At 68.6% G+C, this 24,607-nt stretch carries 22 protein-coding genes, 1 tRNA gene and 2 pseudogenes; 7 read left to right on the top strand and 18 right to left on the bottom strand.

The features are described 5' to 3' along the window. The first annotated feature begins 20 nt into the window (after positions 1-20). Positions 21-509, top strand: coding sequence for a transcription elongation factor GreA (gene greA / locus LTL01_RS12565; protein WP_236968804.1), 489 nt, complete (start codon positions 21-23; stop codon positions 507-509). 407 nt (positions 510-916) lie between these two features. On the opposite strand, the gene LTL01_RS12570 is transcribed toward greA, so the two are convergent. Beyond that, entirely contained in the window at positions 917-1,543 is a 627-nt protein-coding gene (locus LTL01_RS12570; protein ID WP_236968805.1) for a GNAT family N-acetyltransferase, read from the bottom strand. 16 nt (positions 1,544-1,559) lie between these two features. Here LTL01_RS12570 and LTL01_RS12575 point away from each other — a divergent pair. Continuing rightward, positions 1,560-2,063 (top strand): annotated as a pseudogene (locus LTL01_RS12575) (transposase); the annotation flags it as partial. Positions 2,064-2,077: 14 nt separating this feature from the next. Here the strand turns inward: LTL01_RS12575 and LTL01_RS12580 are convergent. Then, positions 2,078-3,301: an IS110 family RNA-guided transposase gene (locus LTL01_RS12580; protein ID WP_236968806.1), complete on the bottom strand. Its 1,224-nt coding sequence runs from the start codon at positions 3,299-3,301 to the stop codon at positions 2,078-2,080. 192 nt (positions 3,302-3,493) lie between these two features. Between LTL01_RS12580 and LTL01_RS12585 the strand changes: the two are divergent. Together LTL01_RS12585 and LTL01_RS12590 are read left to right on the top strand one after the other, a co-directional pair. Then, positions 3,494-4,306 (top strand): annotated as a pseudogene (locus LTL01_RS12585) (ISL3 family transposase); the annotation flags it as partial. 30 nt (positions 4,307-4,336) lie between these two features. Beyond that, positions 4,337-4,960 carry a hypothetical protein gene (locus tag LTL01_RS12590; RefSeq protein ID WP_236968807.1) on the top strand — a complete coding sequence of 208 codons (624 nt, stop codon included), beginning with the start codon at positions 4,337-4,339 and terminating at the stop codon, positions 4,958-4,960. Between the two features lie 31 nt (positions 4,961-4,991). On the opposite strand, the gene LTL01_RS12595 is transcribed toward LTL01_RS12590, so the two are convergent. Then, complete coding sequence (locus tag LTL01_RS12595; protein ID WP_236968808.1) at positions 4,992-5,255, bottom strand: hypothetical protein; 264 nt, start codon at positions 5,253-5,255, stop codon at positions 4,992-4,994. A gap of 194 nt (positions 5,256-5,449) precedes the next feature. Continuing rightward, positions 5,450-6,436, bottom strand: a complete 987-nt coding sequence (locus LTL01_RS12600; RefSeq protein WP_236968809.1) for a DUF4192 family protein — start codon at positions 6,434-6,436, stop codon at positions 5,450-5,452. Between the two features lie 944 nt (positions 6,437-7,380). On the opposite strand from LTL01_RS12600, the gene LTL01_RS12605 reads away from it, so the two are divergent. After that, on the top strand, positions 7,381-7,839 hold the full coding sequence (locus tag LTL01_RS12605) for a hypothetical protein (protein ID WP_197273019.1): 459 nt from the start codon (positions 7,381-7,383) through the stop codon (positions 7,837-7,839). Positions 7,840-8,077: 238 nt separating this feature from the next. On the opposite strand, the gene LTL01_RS12610 is transcribed toward LTL01_RS12605, so the two are convergent. Further along, complete coding sequence (locus LTL01_RS12610; RefSeq protein ID WP_236968810.1) at positions 8,078-9,463, bottom strand: ParB/RepB/Spo0J family partition protein; 1,386 nt, start codon at positions 9,461-9,463, stop codon at positions 8,078-8,080. A gap of 353 nt (positions 9,464-9,816) precedes the next feature. Beyond that, positions 9,817-11,085 (bottom strand): IS256 family transposase, encoded by a 1,269-nt coding sequence (locus LTL01_RS12615; RefSeq protein ID WP_236968811.1) that lies wholly within the window; start codon positions 11,083-11,085, stop codon positions 9,817-9,819. A gap of 172 nt (positions 11,086-11,257) precedes the next feature. Between LTL01_RS12615 and LTL01_RS12620 the strand changes: the two genes are divergently transcribed. After that, entirely contained in the window at positions 11,258-11,527 is a 270-nt protein-coding gene (locus tag LTL01_RS12620) for a hypothetical protein (protein ID WP_156305250.1), read from the top strand. A gap of 31 nt (positions 11,528-11,558) precedes the next feature. Here the strand turns inward: LTL01_RS12620 and LTL01_RS12625 are convergent, their stop codons facing one another. From LTL01_RS12625 to LTL01_RS12635, 3 genes are all read right to left on the bottom strand, one after another. Then, positions 11,559-12,290: a hypothetical protein gene (locus LTL01_RS12625; RefSeq protein ID WP_156305251.1), complete on the bottom strand. Its 732-nt coding sequence runs from the start codon at positions 12,288-12,290 to the stop codon at positions 11,559-11,561. 383 nt (positions 12,291-12,673) lie between these two features. Next, on the bottom strand, positions 12,674-13,906 hold the full coding sequence (ilvA, locus tag LTL01_RS12630) for a threonine ammonia-lyase (RefSeq protein WP_053548711.1): 1,233 nt from the start codon (positions 13,904-13,906) through the stop codon (positions 12,674-12,676). Continuing rightward, complete coding sequence (locus LTL01_RS12635; RefSeq protein ID WP_053548712.1) at positions 13,903-15,093, bottom strand: AI-2E family transporter; 1,191 nt, start codon at positions 15,091-15,093, stop codon at positions 13,903-13,905. The genes ilvA and LTL01_RS12635 overlap by 4 nt, the downstream gene beginning before the upstream one ends. Before the next feature lie 75 nt (positions 15,094-15,168). Between LTL01_RS12635 and LTL01_RS12640 the strand changes: the two genes are divergently transcribed. After that, positions 15,169-16,080, top strand: coding sequence for a hypothetical protein (locus LTL01_RS12640; RefSeq protein WP_053548713.1), 912 nt, complete (start codon positions 15,169-15,171; stop codon positions 16,078-16,080). Positions 16,081-16,113: 33 nt separating this feature from the next. Here the strand turns inward: LTL01_RS12640 and LTL01_RS12645 are convergent, their stop codons facing one another. The 9 genes from LTL01_RS12645 to eno all read right to left on the bottom strand — a co-directional run bounded on the left by LTL01_RS12645 (position 16,114) and on the right by eno (position 24,569). After that, positions 16,114-16,683 carry a LemA family protein gene (locus LTL01_RS12645; protein WP_053548714.1) on the bottom strand — a complete coding sequence of 190 codons (570 nt, stop codon included), beginning with the start codon at positions 16,681-16,683 and terminating at the stop codon, positions 16,114-16,116. An 82-nt stretch (positions 16,684-16,765) separates the two neighbouring features. After that, complete coding sequence (locus LTL01_RS12650; RefSeq protein ID WP_236968812.1) at positions 16,766-18,076, bottom strand: D-arabinono-1,4-lactone oxidase; 1,311 nt, start codon at positions 18,074-18,076, stop codon at positions 16,766-16,768. Further along, the gene (locus tag LTL01_RS12655) at positions 18,073-19,293 is read right to left on the bottom strand and encodes an alanine racemase (RefSeq protein WP_236968813.1); all 1,221 of its coding nucleotides are present in this window, start codon (positions 19,291-19,293) and stop codon (positions 18,073-18,075) included. Before LTL01_RS12655 ends, LTL01_RS12650 begins: the two co-directional genes overlap by 4 nt. Positions 19,294-19,327: 34 nt before the next feature. Beyond that, positions 19,328-19,401, bottom strand: a tRNA-Leu gene (locus LTL01_RS12660). A gap of 29 nt (positions 19,402-19,430) precedes the next feature. Then, entirely contained in the window at positions 19,431-20,858 is a 1,428-nt protein-coding gene (locus LTL01_RS12665) for an NAD(P)/FAD-dependent oxidoreductase (RefSeq protein WP_236968863.1), read from the bottom strand. A gap of 34 nt (positions 20,859-20,892) precedes the next feature. Further along, positions 20,893-22,194, bottom strand: coding sequence for a S8 family peptidase (locus LTL01_RS12670; protein WP_236968864.1), 1,302 nt, complete (start codon positions 22,192-22,194; stop codon positions 20,893-20,895). After that, positions 22,191-22,706 (bottom strand): DUF501 domain-containing protein, encoded by a 516-nt coding sequence (locus LTL01_RS12675; RefSeq protein WP_236968814.1) that lies wholly within the window; start codon positions 22,704-22,706, stop codon positions 22,191-22,193. The genes LTL01_RS12670 and LTL01_RS12675 overlap by 4 nt, the downstream gene beginning before the upstream one ends. 49 nt (positions 22,707-22,755) lie before the next feature. Then, complete coding sequence (locus LTL01_RS12680) at positions 22,756-23,184, bottom strand: FtsB family cell division protein (protein ID WP_236968815.1); 429 nt, start codon at positions 23,182-23,184, stop codon at positions 22,756-22,758. 104 nt (positions 23,185-23,288) lie between these two features. Continuing rightward, positions 23,289-24,569 carry a phosphopyruvate hydratase gene (gene eno, locus LTL01_RS12685; RefSeq protein ID WP_053548718.1) on the bottom strand — a complete coding sequence of 427 codons (1,281 nt, stop codon included), beginning with the start codon at positions 24,567-24,569 and terminating at the stop codon, positions 23,289-23,291. Positions 24,570-24,607 lie beyond the last annotated feature (38 nt).

Genomic DNA, 24,607 nt, shown 5'->3' on the forward strand with positions numbered 1-24,607 from the left:
GCCTACCGAAGGAGTCAGACGTGTCCAGCGATGCCCCCGTGACCTTCCTCACGCAGGACGCCTACGACCGTCTCGTCGCCGAGCTCGAACACCTGTCGACGACCGGCCGCGAAGAGATCGCCAAGCGCATCGAGGCAGCCCGCGAGGAGGGCGACCTCAAGGAGAACGGCGGATACCACGCCGCCAAGGACGAGCAGGGCAAGCAGGAGGCGCGCATCCGCACCCTCCAGTGGCTTCTGAAGAACGCCACCGTCGGCGATGCGCCGAAGAGCACCGGCACCGTCGAGCCCGGCACCGTGGTGACGGCGACCGTCGCGGGTGGGGAAGAGGTCTTCCTCCTCGGCAACCGCGAGATCGCCTCCGGGTCGGATCTCGACGTGTACAGCGAGGCGTCGCCGCTCGGGGCCGCGATCCTCGGATTGAAGGAGGGCGACACGACCTCCTACACCGCGCCCAACGGACGCGAGATCGCCGTCGAGATCGTCAAGGTGGAGACCTACACCGGCTAAGGCGATCAGCGCAGAACACACCACCACAATCAGGGGGCGAGCAAAGACCCACACCCTGACAGCGGCTTGCCGTTGCATGGTCACCTACAAGATCGGTCAGCAGGACGTCTAACCGGATGACGTTCCCGTAGTTCTGCGCATCCGAGGGCTTCCGGTGTGTCAGCCCACGTGCTCGACCCCTAAAGGGACAGTAGTCCACCCTCTCAGACCTCAATCCGCCCGCTGGCCGGCGATCGTACCTACAACAGCGCTCGCTCGCAGATTGGTTTTCAGGGGGGCGGGCGAGGCAATATCCGTTTCTGCAGCGATTGCGGATCTCGCAAGTAGTACAACTACGAGTGGTGTCCCTGCGGATTCCCGACCGGCGTATGTGAGCCGTTTCCCGGGCTTTGCGATGGCTCGTGGTGTCAGCCGAGTGACTTGGTGCGTCGCCGCTCGAGGAGGGTCGTGTTCTGGCGCTCGTCGAGCTTGACGGTGCCGTCTTCGGTCCACCCACGACGTTCGTAGAATGTCGCGGCACGATCATTGCCGTCGAGCACCCAGAGGTACGCCGACGCGAATCCTTCCTCGCAAAGCGCGGTTTCGACGGCCGCGATCAACGCATGTCCGACGCCCGTCGAGTACACGTCTGGACGTGCGTAAAGTGCCCATAGCTCGCCCTGTTCGCCTGCCCCCTCGTCCCGCCCGGCCCCGAAGGAAGCCCAGCCGACGATCTCGCCGTCGCGGTCAGCTACGATCGTGCGGCCCGCAGGGTGCGGGTCGGCAAGCATCGCCCGCGATCGACCTTCGCGCTGCTCGACAGACAGCTCATCGAGCATGTCATCGGGCAGCAGACCGCGATAGGCGGTCTGCCAAGAGGTGACATGCACGACTGCAATGCCGCGCGCATCGTCGACTTCGGCGGTCCGAATCTCTAGCGCCTGGCCCATACCTTTTGCGGCTCTTCGCGAATGAGGGTGTAGTCGGTTGAGCGCGTTGGTGGCCGGGTAGGGGTCGAGGTCTCCCGGATGATGGAAGTTCTTCACGCTTGCCATCCCGAAAGACCTCGACGTGCTCCACCCTACGTTCGCGCCCCCTGACCTGACCACGTTCTGCCGCCTGGACGAGCTCGGTCTTCAAGCCGTGGGGCAGATGATCGAGCCCGATCGGGCGACGATCGAGTGCCGCGTCGTCGACGACGACCCGTGGTGTCGCAAGTGCGGCGTGGAGGGCGCGCCGCGGGACACGGTGATGCGACGGCTCGCGCATGAGCCGTTCGGGCACCGACCGACAACGCTGCTGGTGCGGGTGCGCCGGTATCGGTGCGGGCACTGCCGACGGACCTGGCGGCAAGACACCAGCAGTGCGGCGGCGCCGCGGGCGAAGATCTCCCGCGGTGGTCTGGAGTGGGCGCTACGGGGCATCGTCGTCGACCATCTCACCGTGTCCCGCGTCGCCGCTGGTCTCGGGGTGTCCTGGAGTGCCGCGAACGCCGCTGTCCTCGCCGAAGGCAGGCGGCGGCTCATTGACGACCCGGCCAGGTTCGACGGGGTCACCACGATCGGTGTCGACGAGTCTCAATGACGTTGTCAAGCCGCTATCGCGGGTCTGGCGGGTGGTTCGAGGCTGAAGGGGCGGTTGTCGCGGAGGAGGGCCCAGAGGACGTCGACGCGTCGTCGGGCGAGCGCGATGATGGCTTGGACGTGGCGGAGGCCTTGGCTACGTTTCTTGAGGTAGAAGTCGCGGCTGGGCCCGTCTCGGACGATGCTGGTCTGGGCGGCGAGGTAGAACACGCGGCGTAGGCGTCGGCTGTATCGGTGGGGTCGGTGCAGATTCCCGGTCCGGCGGCCGGAGTCGCGAGGCACCGGGACGAGGCCGGCCGCGGAAGCGAGCCGGCCGGCGTCGGGGTAGCTGGCGAGGTCGCCGGCGACCGCGACGAACTCCGCAGCCAGGGTGATGCCGATGCCGGGCATGGACGTGATGATGTCGGCCTGGGGGTGTTCGGCAAACACGGCGGCTATCTGCCGGTCGATTCGGCCCAGGCGGTCATCGAGGGCGAGCAGCTGACCGGCGAGGTCGGCGATGATCTGCCCGGCGACGGCCTGTCCGGGTAGGGTCGCGTGCTGCTCAGCCGCGGCGGCTAACGCGGCGGCAGCGACCTGGTCGGCACGCCGAACGTTCCGCTTCGTCAACCACGCCCGCAGTCGTGCCGGGCCGAGCCGGCGCAGCGCGGCGGGGTCCTGGTAGCCGGTCAGCAGGACCAGTGCCCCGTGGTGCCGGGAGTAGTCGAAGGCGCGTTCCAGAACGGGGAAGACGCCGGTCAGCAGCTCGCGGAGGCGGCTGATCAGCCGGATCCGGTCAGCGACCAGATCCGCACGATGCGCGGTCAACAGGCTCAGCTCGACGCGGAGCCCGCTGGGCACCTCGATGGCGGCGAAGTCGCCGCGCACCCGAGAGATGTCAGCGATCATGAACGCATCCTTGGCATCGGTCTTGGCCTCGCCACGGTAGCCCGCGCTCATCGCGTTCACCGTCCGGCCCGGCACGTACCGCACCTTCTGCTCACGGCTGTCGAGCAGCGCCAACAGCAGCCCCGCTGGGCCGCTGGTCACATCGACCGCCCACGCCACATCGTCAGCCAGCCCGAGCGCGACATCGACCGCCGCCGCGATCGCGACCTCGTCGTTGACGATTTTCAGGGACCATACCTGGGCGCCGGTCTCGTCGACCGCTGAGGCCCAATGATGCCCCTTACCGATGTCGAATCCGACCCACACCCGCTGTCGCGAGCCGTGTCCTTGGTCGAGTTGCATTGTGAACCTCCAGTCGTCCGAATCGATGGACCGGCCCCCGTGGAACACCCCGCCGACAGCTCCGTAACAAGCGACCAGAACGCACGTCTCAATCAGTAGCCAGGGCGCCCCCCCGAGGGACCGGCCGGCCACTCATCAAAAGTCACCGCGGACAAGCACATCTCAGCCACGACCTGTCCCTCCGGGGCCGAGATACAACTTACGGAGCACGTCTGGCGTCACACCCGGCTCGGCGACAAGTACGTCACTGTGATCATCGACCTCACGCCTGCGAGGAACAAGACCGGGCCGGCGCGGTTGCTGGACATGGTCGAGGGCCGTTCGAAGGCTGTGTTCAAGCAGTGGCTCGCGGCCCGTCCGAAGGAGTGGGCGAAGGCGATCGAGGTGGTCGCGATGGACGGATTCGCCGGCTTCAAGACCGCCGCCGCCGAAGAACTCCCGCACGCCGTTCCGGTCATGGATCCCTTCCACGTGGTCCGCCTGGCCGGTGACGCGCTGGATGTCTGCCGTCGCCGGGTCCAGCAGGACACCACCGGGCACCGCGGCCTCAAGGGCGACCCGCTCTACAAGGCGAGGCGCACCCTCCACACCGGAGCGAGCCTGCTCACCGATCGTCAGCGGACACGCCTGGACGCGGTGTTCGCGAGCGAGGAGCATGTCGAAGTCGAAGCGACCTGGGGCATCTACCAGCGCATCGTCGCCGCCTACCGAGAACCCGACAAACAGAAGGGCAAGACCATGACGCGCGCCGTGATCGACGCCATCACCGGCGGCGTCCCGGCCGCGCTCGTGGAGGTTCGCAAGCTCGGCCGCACCATGCGCCAGCGCGCCGCGGACATCATCGCGTTCTTCGACCGACCCGGCACCAGCAACGGCCCCACCGAGGCGATCAACGGGCGGCTCGAGCACCTCCGAGGCTCCGCCCTCGGCTTCCGGAACCTGACCAACTACATCGCGCGCAGCCTGCTCGAGGCCGGCGGATTCAGACCTCGACTACACCCTTGATTGCGAAGAGCCAGTTAAGGAGCAATTCCCATGACAAAAGTGAATGACCGTCGCAAGGTCGCAGTAGCACTCGCGATAGGTGTCCTGTTCGCTGCATGTCTCGGCGTCGGCACGTCCGCCTCGGCAGATGAAATTCCGATCGATCAGCTACCCGAGTACCCTGCACTGGATGCCATGGCAAACCCTGACGGTTCTGCATCAGTAGCCGAGTTCACGATCGAGGCTGGTCAGTATCGAGGACCCGACGGGGAGAGGATCACGATCGCCGCGACAGCGTCCTACACGTGCATCCTCACAGTCGACAATCCGCACTGGTCGTCAGGCTCTCAGAGCGTGATTGCAAAACCACGAGTTGCTTGCAAGGGACCCGTGAGCACAATTCCGATTCGAGTACAGGGACTTCTAGGAAAAACCTCCGCCAACAGCATTCCCACGTTGCGGACCGTTGCCGAGTCAAACTACGTCAACAATGTCACCGTCAACAGTTCCACGGTTTTCGGGCCGCGACAGACGTGGTACGTGCCCCGCGAAGGTAGTGGAACTCGCATCAGTCGAGGCGCCTACTTTCGGGGTTCTGCGTCAGCGGCGGCATCCGCGCCGCTGCTCCCGTTCAATATTCCGAACGCAGCGTCGCAGTTCCTCTGGGTTCCGTGATGAAACTGTGATGACTCACGTTGGTTGAGGGTCAATCCTTCTCGGACTTGGCCCTCACCAGGCGAACAAGGCCGGTTCCCGTAGCAGACGTCGGATACTCCGCGTAGAGATCGAAGCTGCGGCCGTCCTCTCGGGCCCAACTCATCGCCTCTTCCACCGTCTTCGCGTTCGACAGTTGCCATTCCTCCGTAGCACCACCGCGCTCGACGAAATAGACGCGGTAAACCGGATCATCAATCTCCTGGTCCGCGGTACGTGGATCAACGGTTCGTGCCCGTACCTGCGAAGCGCTCATACATCCACTCTGACGCGGCTAAGCAAATGGTGCAACAGGGCACATACACGCGTCGATGCGTAAAGCCCTGGTCGTCGCTCCGCCGACAGCCCGCGCGCTCAGGCCTCCGTGCCGGCTCCCCGGCCTCCGTCGCCGGGGGCACCCCGGCCCGGGGCGGCCGGGGTGCGCGGGGGCCCGGAGGGCCCGCCTCCCCTTCACGACCGGTAGGCCCAATCGGGGGTGTGTCCGGCCTGAATGAACTGGCGGATGATGCGCGCGAATCCGTGTTCGGGGTCGATGTTCAAGGCCTCCTCGGCGTATGCGTCGGCGTGGGTGGAGCGACCGAGCGCCCACGACAGCCACGCGGCCACGGCGAGGGGGCCGGGCTTGATGTCGTCCGGGACGGTCGCGGCGACACGACGTGCGACCTCGAGCGCGCGGGTGAGGCGGGTGCTGTCGGGGCGGGGTGCGTCGCCCCAGATGATCGCGGCGAGCTCCTGCGGGTACTCCGCCCCGTTCTCCCACTCGTTTTGCGCGTCAGCGGCGCGGTCGCCGGTGAATCGGTCCGTTGCCCACGACACGATAGCGACGTCGCGGAGCGCGGGGCGGCTCATGGTGACGGCGAGGATCGCGCGGGCCTCGTCGGTGAGGATGTCGCTGGTGGCGGCGTTTTCGGCGGCGTCGAGGATACGCGCGTAGTCGAGGTCTGCGGGGTCGGTGCGAACCATCGCGGTGAGCATCGCGGCACGGTCGGCGGGGTCCACGTCGGGCAGGCGTGTCCCGTGGTGCTGGTCCCCCTCGACGGTGGGAAGGCCCGCGGGGGTGTCGGGGAGCGGCTCGGGGGTAGTGTCGGCGCCGACGATGCCCCATGCGTTCCCGGTGACGTAGAACGCTCCCATCAGGCGAAGGCCGCACACGGTGGCGTAGTGGGCGAACCGTCCCGCGATCGCGGCATCGGCGGGGGTGTCGGTGTACAACGCGACGGCAAATGCGTCCGCGCCCTCGACTTTGCACATCGCACCGGTAGCCATCCGCGCGACCGCATCGGTCCGGGCGGTGTCGGGCAGGTCAATCCGCATCGCACCCTTCGTGCGACCGTTCGAGAACGGGATGACGACGACCGAGTGCGTCGGGGTGTGCCCGAGCAACGCCGGGATCATGCTGAGGAACTGGCCTTCGGTGCTGGCAGAGACGATGTTCATGGTGCTCTCTCTTTCCCCTCCTCGTTGTTTTGCCGTGGAGGCACGAATGTGCCGAGCAGGGGGATCGCGCGGAACGCCACCCGAAGGGCGCGCAGCGCGAGAGTTTTTGGGCGATGTGAGGGAGCGTCAGCGACCGCGTCCGGAAAGTCTCGCCGGAGCGGCGGCGCAGCCGCTTGCGTGCAGCTCGAGCACCGCACGATGCCGAAGGCTCCACGGCAAACCAACGGCCCGCAGGGACGTGAACAGGCGCGGACGCGCAGCGCCCGTCAAAGGTCGGCCTCCGTGCCGACCCGCCGGCGTCCGTCGCCGGCGTGGCACCACACGACGGCCACCGTGGGCACGATCAGTGCCCCCGGCAGTCACCCAGCGCACCGACGCTCAACTCACTCCGGCCACGAGCCCGATGAAAGATAGGGCTAGCCACGATCTCACCCGCAAGGAATAATCGCCCGCAAGATGAAGCTCCGGAGGGGGATCAGCAAATGAAAGACCGCGATCAGCCCACAAGAACCCGCGGTCGCGTTCTTGCCGGACTTCTAGTGACAGGCTTTCTTATCGGACTCGCGCCCGCCGCCGCACAAGCGGGGCAGGCTAGCTCCAGTTGGGGCTATTTCACAGTCAATGGCGTTTCTTACAAGAATCAAGCGACGATCTCCACCTCAACGGGAAGTGCCGGGGCGTACACCTTTCTGGGGAGAACGAGCGGTTGCATCCCCTCAGGGTGGGGTGGCGCACGGGCACGCCTCTTCAACTCAGCAAACACCCTCATTCAGGAGAGCAGCATCCTCTACAACTCGGGATGCGTAATTGGGTTTGACCGGGTTACCTCTCGCTCGGGCGGCGGCACTTGGTACTCGTATGGCGTCACTTGGGGCTGGAACGGCTCCTCGTACAGCCCCAGTTACACGTTCAAGTCGCCCAACCAGAACTCTTAGGAGACCAGAATGAATCGCACAGCAGTGATCAAGACAGCTGGCGTTGGCGCACTGGTATTGGCACTTGGGGTTGCGGGTGGCGCGGCCGTCGCAACCGTCCCAACCCTTCTCGCTCCTCAGGGTCTGAGCGCTGGAGAAGAGATTGCGACCACACCGATGCCCGCGCCCAAGTACAGCATGAACGCTCAGGGAGAATCTTACGGAACAGTAGTCGACGCTCGTTCACCTGACGAGGAACCTGACCTCATACAGGCCGAAGCACGCAACGGCCAAGTGGGGTACGTACGAAAGTCTGAGCTAGACGCGGCCAATGGCTCGTCCGCGCTGAAGACATTCAAGTCGCCGGAGGAAGCGCTTGCTTGGCAGCGGGAGAACGAAGGTAAGGACGTTGTCATCCCTGTCTATCTCAACGACGGAGTCACGATCATCGGTGACTTTATCGTGACTTCAGAGCCTTCAAGAGAGTAAGGCCGGGGTGCCCGGCTCAGAGTCGACCGGAAAGCTTTCGTCGGCCTCGAACACGCTCGTCGCACGGTGGGTGGCGTTGCCTTCGCCTCACGGCGGGCGCGCTCGACGGCCACGGGGAAGTAGTCGAGATGGACTGCCGGGCGCGTGAGCGCCCGTCAAAGGTCGGCCTCCGTGCCGACCCGTCGGCCTCCGTCGCCGGCACGGGCACTCCGGCCCGGTGGCCGGGGTGCCCGTGCTGTCAGTCCTCGGGCTGGGCGTCGGTGTCGGTGTTCTCGGTGGGGAGCATCGCGGCGATGCGCTCGACGGGGGTGAGGATGTATCCCCAGGCGGCGAGGGTGTTGAGGTAGGCCGCGGTGCGCGCCTCGGGGTTCCGCCAACTCCACCGGCTGGTGCTCTCTTCGATGCCGCCGAGGACGAGAGCGAGGGTGACGTGCGCGGCGCGAGCGGGGTGGGCGGTGAGGTAGTCCGCGATCCGGGCCGATCCGTGTCCGTCCGTGATGCCGAGGATGCTCGCGGCGACGGTGTTTCCGTGGCCGAGGGCTTGGGCGATCACTCCCCCGGCGGTGGCAAGGCTGGTCGCGATGACCGTCTGCGCGTTCTTCGGGAGCGTCTTACGGGTAAGGAGTGTGGTGAGCCATTCGCGGCGGACGGTTTCGGCGGCATCCCACTCCTTGTTGTTGGCGATCAGGGTCTTCCGTTCGGCTTTCTGCTCATCCGTCATCGGGCCGGACGGTGCCGGGGTCGGGGCGGTGTAGTGGGCCGCGAGGGTGTACCCGTGGGCTTCGTGGTCCGTGAGGAAGTACGACAGGTGAGCGTCGTCCTCACCCCACACGGCGATGTACACGGCCACGCCGGTCTTCCCGGCCACGTCCTCGGGCTTGACCGGCTCACCGTCGGGGGTCCGGAGGTGGTGCAGGCTCACGTAGGCGGGGTCGGTATAGGGGCGCTCTTCAAAGATCGTGTGCCCCTTGGCGACTTCTGCCTCTGCGACGGTGGCGCGGGTGGCGTTGGCCTTCGCTTCTCGGCGGGCACGCTCGACGGCCACGGGGAAGTAGTCGGGCTCATCCAGCGCGGTCTGGGTGAGGGATTCCAGCACCTCGGGGTCGCCCTCGAACTCGATGAGCGTCGCGGCCTGGTCGAGTGTGAGGGTGCCGCCTGCGACCAACTCGGTTCCGGTGACGGATGCCGCCACGGCAAGGCCGGTCTTGATGGTGTCGCGGGTGGTGCCGGTGCGCTTGGCGATCTGGGCGACGCTGAGTCCTTCGATTTCCAGTTGCTTCCACGCCTGGACGCGTTCGTGGTCGCGCAGTGCGTCGCGGTGCTCGTTCTCGACCAACTGCTCGATGATGCGGCTGGCGGTGTCTTCGTCGTTGGCGTCGACGATGAACACCGGGACGGTGCTCAGTCCGACCTCCTGCGCGGCGCGGGTGCGGCGCTGTCCGTAGCGGACGTGGAGCGCTCCCCCGGTGTCGCGGGTGGCGACGATGGGCTGAAGGACTCCGTTCGTGCGGATCGAGTCGGTGAACTCCTTCCCGAGATTGACGTCCGTGCGGACGTTCGTCGCGATCGTCAGCGTCGCGGGGTCGACGTGCTCGATGGTGCCGGTGGCGGTGGTGGTGCTCATGATCTCTGGTTCCCTTTCCCCTCCCGTTGTTTTGCCGGAAGGCACGAATGTGCCGAGCAGGGAGGGGTGGCGCAGCGCAACCCGGAGGGCGCGGAGAGCGGGAGTTTCCGGGCGATGTGAGGGAGCGGGAGCGACCGCGTCCGGAAAGTCTCGCCGGAGCGGCGGCGTAGCCGCTTGCGTGCAGCTGCACCGACCGTACGATGCCGAAGGCTTCTGGCAGAACAACGGCCCGTAGGGACGTGTGAGAGTGTCGGGCGCGTGAGCGCCCGTCCGTGGCCGGCCTCCATCGCCGGCCCTATGGTCAAGTCCCGTGGCGTGGTGTCATTTCGTTGTTTCCTGAGGGTGGGTGATGGTCAGGCGGTGAGGTAGAGGTCGGGGCGTGCGGGTTCGGTGTGCTCGCGGAGGGTGTGGATGAGTTTGCGCATGGAGATGTCGGAGAAGTAGCGGCGTTCTCCGTATTGCCATTCCTCGTGTTGCTCTTGGAGGACTGCGCCGATGAGACGGGTGACGCTGTCGCGGTCGGGGAAGATCTGGACGACGTCGGCGCGGCGTTTGATCTCGCGGTTCAGGCGCTCGATGGGGTTGTTCGACCAGACTTTCTGCCAGTGTTCGCGAGGCAGGGGTGCGAACCCGGTCAGGTCCGGTTCGGCGGCATCGAGCATCTCGCTGATCTCGGGGAACGATGAGCGGAGGCTGTCGGTGACGGCCTTGTACTGCGCCGTCACTGACTCTGTCGTGGTCTGCGCGAAGATCGTCGAGATCAGCGCGTTGACCGGCTTCGAGCGGACGGATCCGAGCTTCTGGGTAACGTTGCGGGCGAAATGGACCCGGCATCTCTGCCATCCCGCTCCGGGCAGGATCGCCTTGACCGCGGCCTTCAGGCCGGCGTGCGCGTCGCTTGTGACCAGGGCGACGCCGAGTGGGTCGGCGTCGGTGGCGACTTTCAGCCCGCGGTCGCGGAGGCTGCGGAGGAACTCGGTCCAGAAATCCGTGGTTTCCGCGTCCCCGAGGGCCATCCCGAGGATCTCCCGGCGGCCTTCTCCGCTGACACCGGTCGCGACGACGAGGGCCTGGGAGACGACGCGGCCGCGGTGGCGGACGTCGAGGTAGGTGGCGTCGAGGAACAGGTAGGGGAACCAGGTGTGATCGATCCGGCGGTGAAGGAACTCCTGCACCGCTTCGTCGATCTCACTGCAGATGCGGGACACCGTGGAGCGGGAGATGCCGGTGTCGTTGCCCAGAGCGCGGACCAGCTGCTCGACCTTGCGGGTCGAGACCCCGTCGATCCAGGCTTGGCAGATCACCGCGTAGAGGGCCTTGTCGACCCGGCGGCGGGGGTGCAGCAGGCTCGGGAAGAACGACCCCTCCCGCAGCTTCGGAAGCGCGAGGTCGACCTCACCGGCTGGGGTCGCGAGCACCTTCGAACGAGTCCCGTTACGGCGCGTCGTCCGCTCCGGGGAGCGTTCGTAACGGCCGGCGCCGATCTTCGCCGTCGCCTCCGCATCGACAAGATCTTGCAGACCGGCCTGCAGCATTCGCCGGAACACGTCCTGATGCGCGAGGTCGGGATCGGCGAGGACTTCACCGATCAGGGTCGAGAGGGCAGACTGGTTCTGGGTCATCGTGGGATCTCTGCTTTGCTTCTTGCCGGAAACAACTGGTCATCCCACGATGGCCCTCCTACGTCAGCGACGACGAGGACCCCGCAGGAATTGACACCACGCTAAGGGACTCACCCCGGCCCTATCTGGAGACGTAGGGCGGGGTGTCTGGCGCTGCTTCTACGCTGTGCGGGTGGTGCAGCACTGGACGCCCTTGTCGCAGCTCGAGCGGACGCCGGAGCCGGGCGTGTGGTTGATGTTCGACAAGTCGCGACGCATCGCGATTGTGCGGGTGGTGACGGTGCGGGGTCGGCGTCTGTTGCGCTCGGTGACCTACGACCAGGACCCGGAGAAGCGAGTGCTCATCGGGTACTTCCCCGAGGACGCATTGCGGCTCGCCGCGGAATGCACCTGGTCCGAGTATGTGCGGGCCGTGGGCCCACCAACCAGCAATCGCCGTTGACACCAGCGAGGACACACCAACTGCAGGCCATCTATGGGGCGTCCATGCCGGCGGTGACACATCGCTCGAGGAGCTCGAGGGCGAACCAAGCATCGGACACCGTGAACTCAACCTCCTCGCCCGCTCGAGACGCCGCCGCCCGGAGAAGGAGATCAGTGAACTCGGGCCATCTCCCAGAGGCGAAGGATGCCGCCTCGGTCTTAGAAATGATGGAGTCTCGTTCCAACGTGGCAACGAGTCGGGCAGGGCCCAGCGCTATCCACTGCAAAGTGTCGGCGTCGATCGTTGCTGTCTTGGAGCGACCGGCGAGGCGTTCGCGAGCCTGCGCCGCAAGCGGTGCCCAGTACTCCGTCAGGTTGGATCTCGAGAACGCCTTCGCATCATCCAGCGCCGCTGGGAAACGCCGCGAACAGGGCACCCAGCGAAGGACTCCATCGTCGGATATGGTCCCTTCGATACCGCGCTGAAGTTGAAGCCAGGTCACGCAGGTCAGCTCACCGCCCCGTGCTTCGGCCGTCAGCTCTTCCCCTACAACCTGAGGGGCTGCGTCGACTTCGTCAGGGCCAGCTACCAACTGGGATTCCGTGAGATAGACGCCGTCGATCACGGTTCCCGTTTTCGTTGCCGCGTGCATGTCGGCGAGTGCTGCCCAGTCAGCCGACGCGACAGGCCGAGCGGTGATCAGCACAAGATCGACATCGCTGATCCCAGGTCGCCAGTCATCGAGAGTCGCGGAGCCGGTCAGGATGACTGCACTCAGCAAGCCCGGTAGCCGCCGGCGATGCTCTCGACAGTCGACTCCCGTCTTCACCGCAAAGGCCACTCCCCCGACTACAAGGAGAACACCGGCCACGACAACCCCAGCGAGAACAGCTGACCTGCGGAAGCGTGCCGGCCTTTTCGAAGGATCCGCACCAGAGGCGCAAGAGGGAGGCTCCGGGAGGAGATGGGCACGCGGGGCAACCCGACCCCCCGACCCTACGCATGCAAAAGTCGCTCCTAAGCCTCGAGATTGACGCCGACGGCCTCGAGGCCATCAATCGCCAGATTCGTCTGCAGAAGGGGCGCACAGGGCGCTCTCGTCGGTATGTTGTGTCGAGGGATACCAGTGAGCCGGAGGGCGGGGCGGGATCGCCCCATCCGCGCTCAGTCCGGGACGACGATCGGATCGAAGCCGGCCTGACGCAGCGTGTCCATGACGTGCGCCCGGTGCTCCTCGCCTCGCGTCTCCACGCTCAGCTGCAGGATGACCTCGCTGATCTGGAGCCCCTGACCGTGGCGCGTGTGCAGCACCTCGGTCACGTTGGCACCCGCAAGCGCGAGGAGCTCCGACACGCGGGCGAGCTGTCCCGGCCGATCGGGCAGCGGGATGCGCAGGGTCATGTATCGTCCGGAGGCGGCGAGCCCGTGGGCCACGACCCGCTGGAGGAGCAACGGATCGATGTTCCCCCCCGAGAGCACGACGGCGGTGGGACCGGCGGCGCGGATCTTGCCGGCCAGGATCGCCGCGACCCCGGCCGCCCCGGCAGGCTCCACCACCTGCTTCGCGCGCTCCAGCAGGACGAGCAGGGCGCGGGCGATGTCGTCCTCCGAGACGGTGACCACCTCGTCCACGTGGTCGCGGATGATCGAGAACGGCAGATTCCCGGGACGCGCCACGGCGATCCCGTCGGCGATCGTCGGACGGGTCTCCACGTCGACAGGGTGGCCGGCGGCGAGTGAGGTCGGGTAGGCGGCGGAATTCTCGGCCTGCACGCCGATGATGCGGATGCTGCGCCCCTCCGCCGCGGCGCGCGCCTTCACGGCGGCGGCGACACCGGCCACGAGGCCGCCTCCGCCGATGCTCATCACGATGGTGTCGAGATCGGGGAGGTCGTCCATGAGTTCCAGCCCGAGGGTCCCTTGCCCCGCGATGACGTCCGGGTGGTCGAAGGGGTGGATGAACACCGCGCCTGTACGCTCGGCGAAGTCCGCGGCGAGCCGGAGCGGCGTCTCGACCGTCGCCCCCTCGAGGATGACGTCGGCGCCGTAGCCGCGGGTGGCCAGCAGCTTCGGTACCGGCACCCCGAGCGGCATGAAGATCGTGGCCGGGATGCCGAGCGCCTTGGCGGCGAGGGCGACGCCCTGGGCGTGGTTCCCCGCCGATGCGGCGACGACACCGCGGGCGCGCTCCTCGACGGTGAGACGCGACAGGCGATAGGTCGCTCCGCGGATCTTGAACGACCCGGTGCGCTGGAGGTTCTCGAGCTTCAGATGCACGGGCACACCGAGGAGGTCGCTCAGATGGAGGGACTCGTCGAGGGGGGTGCGGGCGATGACGCCGTCGAGGACGCGTGCGGCATCCGCGAAGTCGGCGAGTGCCGGGATCGTGGCGTTCACGAACGGCCCTTCTTGGTTCGGGGAACGGTGCTCCAGATGAGGTCACCCTGAGGCGCATTCCCGGACTCCCAGGCGCGGGATCCGAGATACACCGCCACGACGTTGACGAAAGCCGCCAAGGGGACGGCGAACAGCGCGCCGGGGATGCCGGCGATCATCGCGCCGCCCGCGACCACGAGGACGACGGCCAGCGGGTGGACCTTGACGGCGGCGCCCATGAGGATCGGCTGGAGGATGTGACTCTCCACCTGCTGCACGACCAGGACGACGACGAGCATCCACAGCGCGATCCACGGCCCGTTGTACACGAGGGCGATGAACACCGCGATCGCCCCCGTGACGATCGCACCCACGAACGGGACGAACGCGCCGAGGAACACCAGTACCGCGATCGGGATCGCCAGCGGCACCCCGAGGAGGAACGCTCCGACACCGATGCCGACCGCGTCGATCGTGGCCACCAGAAGCTGGGTGCGCGCGTACATCACCACGGTCCGCCACCCCGCGCGTCCGGCACCGTCCACGGGACGGCGCGCGCGGCGGGGGAACAGGCGGAGGGTCCACTTCCAGATACCGCCGCCGTCGGCGAGGAGGGTGATGAGGATGAACAGGGCCAGGAGCGCTCCGGCACCCACGTGCCCGATGGTCGTTCCGAATGCGAGTGCTCCCGACCAGACGACGGAGGCCTGATCCTGCAGGAACTGCCATCCCTCGCCGAGGAGGTCGTCGATCTGCTGCGAGGTGAGGTGGAGAGGTCCGTCGATCAGGTACTGCCGGAACCGCTCGAAGGCCTCCACGGTGCGCGTCTGCACCCGGGGCAGCTCCCGGCTGATCTGCCACACCACGAGCCAGACCAGCGCGGAGACGACGGCCATGGTCGTCAGGAGCGAGATCACGATCGCGAGCCAGCGCGGGAAGCGGTGGCGGAGCATGAGCGTGAAGAACGGCCACAGGAGGGCGCTCAACAGGATCGCGACGAGGAGGGGGATCACCAGGAGCTTCAACTGGATGACGAGCCAGATGCCGACGCCGATGGCGGCGGCGATCAGCAGGAAACGCCAGGCGTAGGCGGTCGCGATGCGGAGACCTCGCGGAATCGAATCGGTGAGATCCGTGGAGACCACCCGACGTCGATCCCGGAAGGCGTCGAACAGCGAACCGCGCCGCGGGTCCTCGGAGCCGTCCATCCGGCCAGTCTAAGCGCGCCGCATACCGGATCAGACATGCGCCCTTGCCCCGCGGGCGGTTGCTAGCGTGAAGCCGTGCCTCGCAGATCCGTCGTCGCGCTCGTCGTGAGCGGCGCCGTCGCGCTCGCGATCACCGGAGCCGTCCTCCTTGCCGTCCTGCCGCCGCGTGCGGAGACGGCTGAGGACACCGCGCAGGCGTTCGCGGAGGCGCTGATCGCCGCAGACGGTCCCGCGGCCGTCGCGCTCGTCGTCGATCCTCCGGCGGCCGCCTCCCTCGCCGTCGAGGCGCTCGACGGCGCCTCCGCGGTGGACACCGCAGAGGTCGTGCTCATCGAGCAGACGGCCGAGCGGGCGACGTTCGATCTCACTCTCGGCCTGGCCGGGGACACCGCGACAGCCCGCCTGGTGCTCGTCGACGACGGCGACCGGTGGCGGGTCGCCGACGGGATGTGGGGCGTGCTGCGCGTGGAGACGACGCGCGGAGACGCCGTGCGTGTGGGAGGGGCTCGTGTCCCCGCCCCCGGGGAGGTGTCGCTCCTGCCCGGCCTCTACCCGGTGACGGCGGACCCCGAGGACCTCTTGGACGGGGCGACCGAGGCGGCGGTGTTCCCCGGGACGGATCAGGATGTCGCGATCGAGGCGATCCCGACCGAGGCGGCCCTCGAAGCCGCCCAGGGGGCGATCGCGGACTATGCCGCGGCCTGCACGGTCCCGGCGACGAGCACCCCCGCGAACTGCGGGATGCGCATCCCGTGGCCCGCGGACCTCGTCGCGCTCGACGACCTGCGGTTCCGCATCGACCGGATGCCGCGCGTGGAGGACCTCGACGCCGACACGTTCGTCGCGTCGGGCGGTGTGCTCATCGTCACCGCACGCGGCACCGACCGCGAGGGTGCTCCGCGGGACGTCACCTATCGCTCGGACACCTGGACGCTCCGCGGATCGTTCGCCGTCGGATCGGACGGCATCACCCTCACCGTGTGGTGAGGCGCCGACGACGGAGCGGGTTCCCCGGACGGCTCAGAACTGCACGCGAGGAGGCTCGGAGATCGCCGCCCCGTCGACCACCTCGAAGAACTCCCGCTCGTGGAAGCCCAGGTTGCGGGCGAAGAGGTTGTTCGGGAACACCTTGATCTTCGTGTTCAGTTCGCGCACGCCGCCGTTGTAGAAGCGGCGCGACGCCTGGATCTTGTCCTCGGTGTCCACGATCGCCTGCTGGAGCTGGAGAAAATTCTGGCTCGCCTGGAGCTGCGGATAGGCTTCCGCGACCGCGAACAGCGACTTCAGCGCCTGTTGCATGTGACCCTCGGCGACACCCGCATCCGCCGGGCCCGACGCGGACAGCGTCTCGGCGCGCGCGCGTGTGACGTTCTCGAAGACGGCCTTCTCGTGGGCGGCGTACCCCTTCACCGCCTCGATCAGATTCGGGAGGAGATCGGCCCGGCGCTTCAGCTGGACCGTGATGTCGCTCCACGCCTCGTCGACGCGCACGTTGAGCTGGACCAGCGAGTTGTAGGTCGCCCACAGATAGATGCCGGCGATGACGACGAGCGCCACCACGATCAGCACGGGGATCAGCCATTCCCACATAGCGCGAGACTCCGTTCGAGGTTTCCCTTCATCCTAGTCAGGCGCTTCTCGGGCCCGAAGTGCGCGGCACGACTCCCAGCCGTTACCCACCGAGGACGCGCTCGATGTAGGGGTTGGCGAACACCCGGTGAGGATCCCACTGGTCGCGCACCGCGACGAAGTCGGCGAACCGGGGGTACCGCGATGCCAGCACCGCCGCATCCTGCGCGTGCATCTTCCCCCAGTGCGGGCGACCACCCTCGGCGAGAAGGATCTCCTCGACGGCGTCGAAGTAGGCGCCGGGATCCTCCCGCCAATAGCGATGCACGGCGATGTAGCCGCTCTCGCGCCCGTGCGAGGTCGACATCCACGCCGCATCCGCGGCGGCCGTGCGCACCTCGATCGGGAAGGAGATCCGCCATCCGCGCCGCCGGATCAGATCACGCACCGCCTCGAACGCGGGCACGAGCCGCTCGATCGGGACGGCGTACTCCATCTCCGCGAAGCGGACCGACCGACGGGTCGCGAACACCGCCGCGGAGGCGTCGGAGAAGTCCCTGCCACCCCACGCCCGCGTCGACACACGGTTGAGGGAGGGGACGCTCGCGGGAAGCAGCGCTCCCGTCGCGCACGCCGCCCGGTGGAGCACCCCGCCGACCACGACGTCCTCGAGGAACCGCGCTCCGGCCGACAGCGGGCGGGTGGGCGTGTCAGCGGGGTGCCGCTGCTGGGACTTCGTCAGCGCGAGGTCCGTTCCCGGGAACCAGTAGAACTCGAAGTGGTCGTCCCGCTCGGAACGTCCGGCGAGGTCGTCGCAGACCTCCTGCAGGGGCTCGGGGCGCTCCTGCGCGGCCAGCACGAACGCCGGGACGCACCGCAGCGTCACCTCGACGATGACACCGAGGGCGCCCAGCGAGACGGCGACCGCATCGAGCAGTTCTCCGTCCTCCTCCGTGATCGTGACCCGTTCGCCGTCGGCGGTGACGAGGGTCATCCCGGCGACCTGGCTCCCCAGACCCCCGAACCGGATGCCGGTGCCGTGGGTGCCCGTGCTGATGGCGCCGGCGAGGCTCTGCCGATCGATGTCACCGAGGTTCTCCATCGCGAGACCGTACGGCGCGAGGAGCGCCGGGATGCGGTGGAGGCGCGTGCCCGCGGCGAAGGTCGCGAGGCCCCGTCCTCGGTCCACGTCGACGAGCCCCGAGAGTTCGTCGAGATCCAGCAGGATGTCGGGGGCGAGGGCGATCGCCGAGAAACTGTGACCGGCGCCCACCGCCTTCACACGCAGTCCGCGCCGGGCCGCGGCATCGACCGCGCGGCGCACCGCGTCCACCGACGGCGGACGCTCGACGCGACGGGGGCGCACCTGCTCGGTGCGACCCCAGTTCTGCCAGCGACCACCGGGGCGCGTCATGCGAACGACCGTCCCTCTCCGCGGTAGGTCGGCACCTCGCCGACGACCCGGCCCTCCGAGACGACCTGCAGTCGCTCGGCGTGCTCGCACAGCTCTCCGCTCTTGGCGTGGCGGAACCACACGCGCGAGCCGACGCGCAGGGATGCCGTCCCCCGCCCCGCGACAGGGGTCTGGACCTCCCCCGCGCCCTCCCGAGGGAGGAGATGGAGGCCGCTCGGCCACACCGGGGTCGGGAGCCGCGAGGCTCCCGCAGGCCCCGACGCCACCCACCCGCCACCGGACGCCGTGACGACGCCCGGTGTCGGCATCCGCACGACGTCGACGGCGAAGGCGGAGGCGGGCGCGGGACGGAAGCGGCGGTAGCCGTCGAAGAGATGACCGGCGAGCAGTCCGCTCCCCGCGGTCACCTCGGTCACAGCGGTGTCGGCTGCCGATGTCTCCAGCGACCCGGTGCCGCCGGCGTTGACGAATTCCAGCGGCGCCGCCGCCGCGACCGCGGCGACCACCGCCGCGCGTCGTTCCCGCAGCTCTGCGACGCTTCGACGCTGCATCCACCGGATCGCCGCCGAACCGGCATCCGCGACACCCGCCACCTGCGCCTCGTACATCATCACGCCGACGAGCCGGAACCCCGGCCGCGCGACCACGGCCCGCGCCAACCGCCCCGCCTCGGCCGGCTCGTGGACGGGCGAGCGCCGCACGCCCACGTGGCCGAGCGCGGGCGCGCGCCACGACGCGTCCACGTCGATCGCGAGACGGATCTCCGGGCGCGCCGTCGGTGGCACCACCGCGTCGATGAGGTCGAGCTGTGCCTCGTCGTCGATCATCAGCGTGATCTTCGCGGCGGCGTCCGGGTCGCCCGCGAGCCGGGCGAGGGCCGTGCGATCCGCTGTCGGATACCCCAGCACGATGTCGTCGTGGGATTCGGCGAGCCACAGCGCTTCGGCCAGCGAGTACGCGAGGAGCCCGCGGTACCCCGGGAGCGCCAGCACGGCGTCGAGGATGTCGCGGGAGCGGACGGACTTCGTCGCGACCCGGACGGGCACCCCCGCCGCACGGACGACGAGATCCAGCGCGTTGTGCCGGAGGGCGCCCAGGTGCACCGCCGCCACAGGGGCGGGAAGCGCGTCCACCGCACGGGTGAGGTCCGCCCAATAGCGCGGGGGGTCCTCCCACACCGGGTCAGCGGATGCCGCGGCGTCGAGGTCGAGTCTCATCGGACCCACCCTAGAGCCGCAGACCTCCCGAGTGTGCCCCCGGTGGGACTCGAACCCACACTGCAGCGATTTTAAGTCGCCCGCCTCTGCCGATTGGGCTACGGGGGCGCCGGCGCACCGACGCCGTCACGCTCCCCTCAGCGTCCCGCGGCGGCGGCGGCCTTGTCGGCCTCGACCTTCTCGGGCTGATCGGCGATCTTCCCCTGCTCGCGGGGCTCGGCGGGCGGCGTCACCGCGGGCTGGGCCGGCCTCGGACGGGCCGCGAACTCCTCGAAGACGTAGCGCGGGTTCTGGACCGTGGAGAGGTTCACGATGTCGCGACCAAGCCAGAAGTTGTTCCACCAGCCCCACAGGACGCGGAACTTCCGCTCCCACGAGGGCATCGCCAGGCCGTGGTAGCCGCGGTGCGCGAACCATGCCGGAAGCCCCTTGATCGCGATCTTGCCGGACTGGAACACCCCGATGCCGAGGCCGAGACCGGCCACCGCGCCGAGGTTCTTGTGGACGTACTCCTTCGGCTCCTCGCCGCGCAGGACCGCGACGAGGTTCTTCGCGAGCAGCTTCGCCTGGCGCACCGCGTGCTGGGCGTTGGGCACGCAGTAGCCGCCGACCCCACCGCCGGAGAGATCCGGGACCGCGGCGACGTCGCCCGCGGCCCATGCTCCCTCGAGGGGCGCCTCCGCCGTGCCGACCCGCAGGTCCGCGCGCGCACGGATGCGACCGCGCTCTTCGACGGGCAGGTCCCCGCCGCGCACGACCGTCGGGTTCGCCATGACGCCGGCGGTCCAGATGATCAGGTCGCTGGGGATCGTCTCCCCGGTGGACAGCTCGATGTTGCCGTCGATCGCTCCGGTGACCTGGGTGTCCAGGTGGACCGCCGCACCACGCTCGGCGAGGTTCTTCAGCACCCACTCGCTCGTCTTCAGCGACACCTCGGGCATGATGCGCCCCATCGCCTCGACGAGGTGGAAGTGCGTGTCCTCGAAACGCAGCTCGGGGTACTTCTTCAGGAGAGCAGAGGCGTAGGACCGCAGCTCGGCGAAGACCTCGATTCCGGCGAAACCGCCTCCGACGACGACGACGGTGAGGAGGCGGTCGCGCTCCGGACCCGCCGGGACGAGCGCGGCCTTGTCGAAGTTCGCCGTCAGACGGTCGCGGATGGCGACGGCCTCCTCGATCGTCTTCAGACCGATCGCGTTGTCGGCGATCCCCGGGATGGGGAACGTGCGGGAGACGGCGCCGGCGGTGACGACGATCTGGTCGTACCGGACCTGGTAGGGCTCCCCCACCGACGGGGTGATCGTGGCGGTCTTGTCGGCGTGGGTGATGCCGGTGACCTTGCCCGCGACGACCTTCGTCTTGGAGAGGTGCCGACGCAGCGCCACCACCGAGTGGCGCGCCTCGATGGAGCCGGCGGCGACCTCGGGGAGGAAGGGCTGGTAGGTCATGTAGGGCAGCGGGTCGACGATGGTGACCTCGGCTTCGCCCTTGCGCAGATGCTTCTCGAGCTTCCACGCCGTGTAGAAGCCCGCATATCCGCCGCCGACGATCAGGATCTTGGGCACAGTGTTCGTCACGGTGGGAAGTACTCCTCGGGTGTCAGCGGCTCGGCGTCCGGGACGCCAATCGGATGCGTCGGACAGCTGCAGTGACGCCGAGCGTGAACAGTATAGCGGTGGTGGTGAGAAGCGTCAGCGGAAGCGTCCCGTAGAGCACGGTCTCTCCCGTCGGGAGAAGGGGCGACACCGCGCGCCCCGCGGCATCCGCCGGAGGCAGCGGCTCGATCTCCACCGGTTCGCTGGGCACGCTCGGGGCCGGCCCACTGTCGGCGCGTCGATAGAGCCGGATCCACTCCGTCAGGCTCCCCATCGGGTTCGCCGTCACCGCGGGGACGTCGGCTCGCACGGCGGCGGCCGCGTCCACGAGGCCGCGACCGTAGAGCGGGTCCACCGGCTGCTCGGCGCCGGCGACCGGACGGGCGGTCGAGACGATCCGGTTGATGACGTTCGCCGCGTCGAGGTCGGGGTGAGCGGCGCGGACAAGGGCCGCGACACCCGCCACGATCGGCGCGGCACCGCTGGTGCCGTCCCAGACGACCACGCGTCCGTCCGCGGAGACCCCGAGCAGCCGTTCGCTGGGCGCCGCCACCCCGATGGTGATGCCCTGGGTGGACGCTTCCACGCTCGCTCGGCCTCGGGGGTCCACCCCGCCGACCGTGAGGACGCCCGGGATGGTCGCGGGCGCGCCGACGGCGGTGGTGCCGCTGCCGCGGTTGCCGGCGGCCACGACGACGACGACGTCGTGCTCGAACGCGTACAGGAACGCGTCGTCCCAGCTCGGATCCCAGTCCGGGGTGTTGGTGGTGAGCGACATGTTGATCACGTCGGCCCCGTTGTCGACCGACCAGCGGATCGCCTCGGCGATCTGCTCCACGAACGGCACCGTCGCGGCCGAGCCGAAGCCGACCGACACGGCCATGAGCTCGGCCTCGGGCGCGACGCCGATCATTCCCGTTCCAGGTCCCGTCCCGCGTGCCGCCGCGAGCGAGGCCACCCAGCTGCCGTGATTGCCGTCGACGGCGCCGATGGGAGTACGTCCGTCCGCCGACCCGATCCCGGACACGTCGGTGCCGGCGACGACGGCGCCCTGGAACTCCACCGGGCCGCGGCCGATGCCGGTGTCGATGACGGCGATGCGCACGCCGGCTCCGCGGGTGGTCCGCCAGGCATCCTCGATCCCGTAGTCGGCGAGCCAGTACTGCGCGTCGCGGACAGGGTCCACGGACGACGGAACGGGCGACGGGGTGGGGTCGGTCGCCGCGGACGCCGGTGCGACGCCGAGCGTGACGGCGAGTGCGGCCGCGGCCAGGCCGCCGCCGATCCGCCGCCCGAGCGCGATCATCCGCCCGGCGCCGGTTCTGCGCACACGCACACATCCGGCGACCAGGAGGACCGCTCCAGCGCGAGGTCGCCGATGGGGTTCACACCCGGGCCGGCGGCCAGCGCGTGGCCGGCGAGGGCGTGCAGGCACTTCACCCTCGTGGGCATCCCCCCGGCGGAGACGCCCTCGATCTCGGGAACGTCGCCGAAGAGGGTCCGATCCTCCAGATATGCGCGGTGCGCGGCCCGGTAGGCCTCGGCGACGCCCTCGTCGTGAAGCATCTCGGCGAACGCGGGCATCACCTGAGTCGCCTCGAGGGTCGACATCGCGGCCGTCGCCGCCGGATGGGTCAGATAGTAGAAGGTCGGGAAGGGCGTGCCGTCCGGGAGCCGCGGGGAGGTGGCCACCACCGTGGGATTTCCGCAGACGCAGCGTGCGGCGACACCGACGACGCCGCGCGCCGGGCGTCCGAGCTGCGCGCGGAGGACGACGAGGTCGCGGTCGCTCAGGGGTGCGAAGGGAGGCGTGGTCACGTCTTCGAGGGTAGCTGGGGGCGCCGGCGTCGACGAACCCCGACGCGTGTCACGGCTCCGTCGTCCGGGTCACCGTGCGCGAGAGACCCGCTTCGGTGATCGACCGCACCATCTGCCCCATCCAGTCGGTCCGGGTCGTCTGCACCTCGTCGCTGACGGCCGCGGGCTCCTGCGGCACATCCTGCGGCGGAAGATCGTTGTCGATGAGGTAGACCACCTCGCCCGGCGCCACGAAGTACAGTCGTTCCCGCGCCTGGGTGGTGATGTAGGCCGGGTCGGTCCAGCGCTCCCGCTGCGCCTCGAGGTCGGCGACGCGCTCCTCGCCCACCTCGACCGCCTCCTCCAACGCCGCCACGCGCTGACGCTGGTCGAGGTAGGTCCCGATGGTCGGCACCAGCACGAAGGCTGCGAGCACGACGAGTCCGAGCATGATGGCGGCGAAACCGGACGACCGGATGCCGGTGAGCCACGCCCGCACGTCCGGCGCCGATCGTCCCTCTCGTCGCGGACGTCGGGGGGGACGGGAAGGGGGAGCCGTCGTGTCCACCACGGCTCCCCCTCTCCTACGCTGTCCGGCGCGTATCAGCCCTTGAATCGGGGGAACGCTCCGCGCCCGGCGAAGACCGCCGCGTCGCCGAGTTCCTCTTCGATACGCAGAAGCTGATTGTATTTCGCGACGCGCTCGCTGCGCGCAGGCGCACCGGTCTTGATCTGACCGCAGTTGACCGCGACGGCGAGGTCCGCGATCGTGGTGTCCTCGGTCTCGCCGGAACGGTGCGACAGCATGGAACGGTAGCCGTTCTGGGTCGCCACGGCGATCGCGTCGAGCGTCTCGGACAGGGTTCCGATCTGGTTGACCTTCACCAGCAGCGCGTTCGCGACGCCGAGGTCGATGCCGCGCTGCAGACGCTGCGGGTTGGTGACGAAGAGGTCGTCGCCGACGAGCTGGACCTTCGATCCGATCGCGTCGGTCAGGCCCTTCCACGCGTCCCAGTCGTCCTCGGCCAGGGCGTCCTCGATCGTGACGATCGGGTAGTTGGCGACGAGGTCGGCGAAGTAGTCGGTGAGCTTGTCAGCCGACCAGGCCTTGCCCTCGACGGTGTAGACACCCTCCGAGAAGAACTCGGTGGCGGCGACGTCGAGGCCGACGGCGATGTCGGTGCCCGGGGCGAACCCGGCCTTCTCGATCGCCTTCATCAGGAAGTCCAGGCCTTCGCGGTTGCTGGGCAGGTCGGGCGCGAAACCGCCCTCGTCGCCCAGCGCCGTGTTGAAGCCGGCCGCCTTCAGCTCGCTCTTGAGCACGTGGTAGATCTCCGTGCCCCACCGCAGGGACTCGGAGTAGGTCTCCGCGCCGATGGGGGCGAGGAAGTACTCCTGGAAATCGATGCCGTTGTCGGCGTGCTCGCCGCCGTTGATGACGTTGAACAGCGGAACGGGGAGGACGTGGGCGTTGGGGCCGCCGAGGTAGCGGAACAACGGCAGGTCCGCGGCGTCCGCGGCGGCCTTGGCGACGGCGAGGGAGACGCCGAGGATGGCGTTGGCCCCGCACCGCGACTTGTTCTCGGTGCCGTCGGTCTCGATGAGGATCTCGTCGACGACGCGCTGCTCGCTCGCCTCGACGCCCTCGATGGCGGGGCCGAGCTCGTCGATGACGGCCGCGACGGCCTTGAGCACGCCCTTGCCCGAGTACCGGCTCTTGTCGCCGTCCCGCAGCTCGTACGCCTCGAAGGCACCGGTGGATGCGCCCGAGGGCACCGCGGCACGCTGGACGACACCGTCATCGAGGAGCACCTCCACTTCGACGGTCGGGTTTCCGCGCGAGTCGAGGATCTCGCGTGCGCCTACAGCCTCGATCAATGCCACTGGGTGACTCCTTGTGTCGTGGAGGGGTGATGTCCGGG

Source organism: Microbacterium aurantiacum (assembly GCF_021654035.1).
In the GTDB taxonomy this organism is placed as follows: domain Bacteria; phylum Actinomycetota; class Actinomycetes; order Actinomycetales; family Microbacteriaceae; genus Microbacterium; species Microbacterium aurantiacum.

What these genes read in the sequence shown, in the direction of transcription:
- LTL01_RS12570 (WP_236968805.1), bottom strand. Translation starts at nt 1,543, where the DNA reads ATGGCAAGCGTGAAGAACTTCCATCATCCGGGAGACCTCGACCCCTAC.
- LTL01_RS12580 (WP_236968806.1), bottom strand. Translation starts at nt 3,301, where the DNA reads ATGCAACTCGACCAAGGACACGGCTCGCGACAGCGGGTGTGGGTCGGA.
- LTL01_RS12590 (WP_236968807.1), top strand. Translation starts at nt 4,337, where the DNA reads ATGACAAAAGTGAATGACCGTCGCAAGGTCGCAGTAGCACTCGCGATA.
- LTL01_RS12595 (WP_236968808.1), bottom strand. Translation starts at nt 5,255, where the DNA reads ATGAGCGCTTCGCAGGTACGGGCACGAACCGTTGATCCACGTACCGCG.
- LTL01_RS12600 (WP_236968809.1), bottom strand. Translation starts at nt 6,436, where the DNA reads ATGAACATCGTCTCTGCCAGCACCGAAGGCCAGTTCCTCAGCATGATC.
- LTL01_RS12605 (WP_197273019.1), top strand. Translation starts at nt 7,381, where the DNA reads ATGAATCGCACAGCAGTGATCAAGACAGCTGGCGTTGGCGCACTGGTA.
- LTL01_RS12610 (WP_236968810.1), bottom strand. Translation starts at nt 9,463, where the DNA reads ATGAGCACCACCACCGCCACCGGCACCATCGAGCACGTCGACCCCGCG.
- LTL01_RS12615 (WP_236968811.1), bottom strand. Translation starts at nt 11,085, where the DNA reads ATGACCCAGAACCAGTCTGCCCTCTCGACCCTGATCGGTGAAGTCCTC.
- LTL01_RS12635 (WP_053548712.1), bottom strand. Translation starts at nt 15,093, where the DNA reads ATGGACGGCTCCGAGGACCCGCGGCGCGGTTCGCTGTTCGACGCCTTC.
- LTL01_RS12645 (WP_053548714.1), bottom strand. Translation starts at nt 16,683, where the DNA reads ATGTGGGAATGGCTGATCCCCGTGCTGATCGTGGTGGCGCTCGTCGTC.
- LTL01_RS12650 (WP_236968812.1), bottom strand. Translation starts at nt 18,076, where the DNA reads ATGACGCGCCCCGGTGGTCGCTGGCAGAACTGGGGTCGCACCGAGCAG.
- LTL01_RS12655 (WP_236968813.1), bottom strand. Translation starts at nt 19,293, where the DNA reads ATGAGACTCGACCTCGACGCCGCGGCATCCGCTGACCCGGTGTGGGAG.
- LTL01_RS12670 (WP_236968864.1), bottom strand. Translation starts at nt 22,194, where the DNA reads ATGATCGCGCTCGGGCGGCGGATCGGCGGCGGCCTGGCCGCGGCCGCA.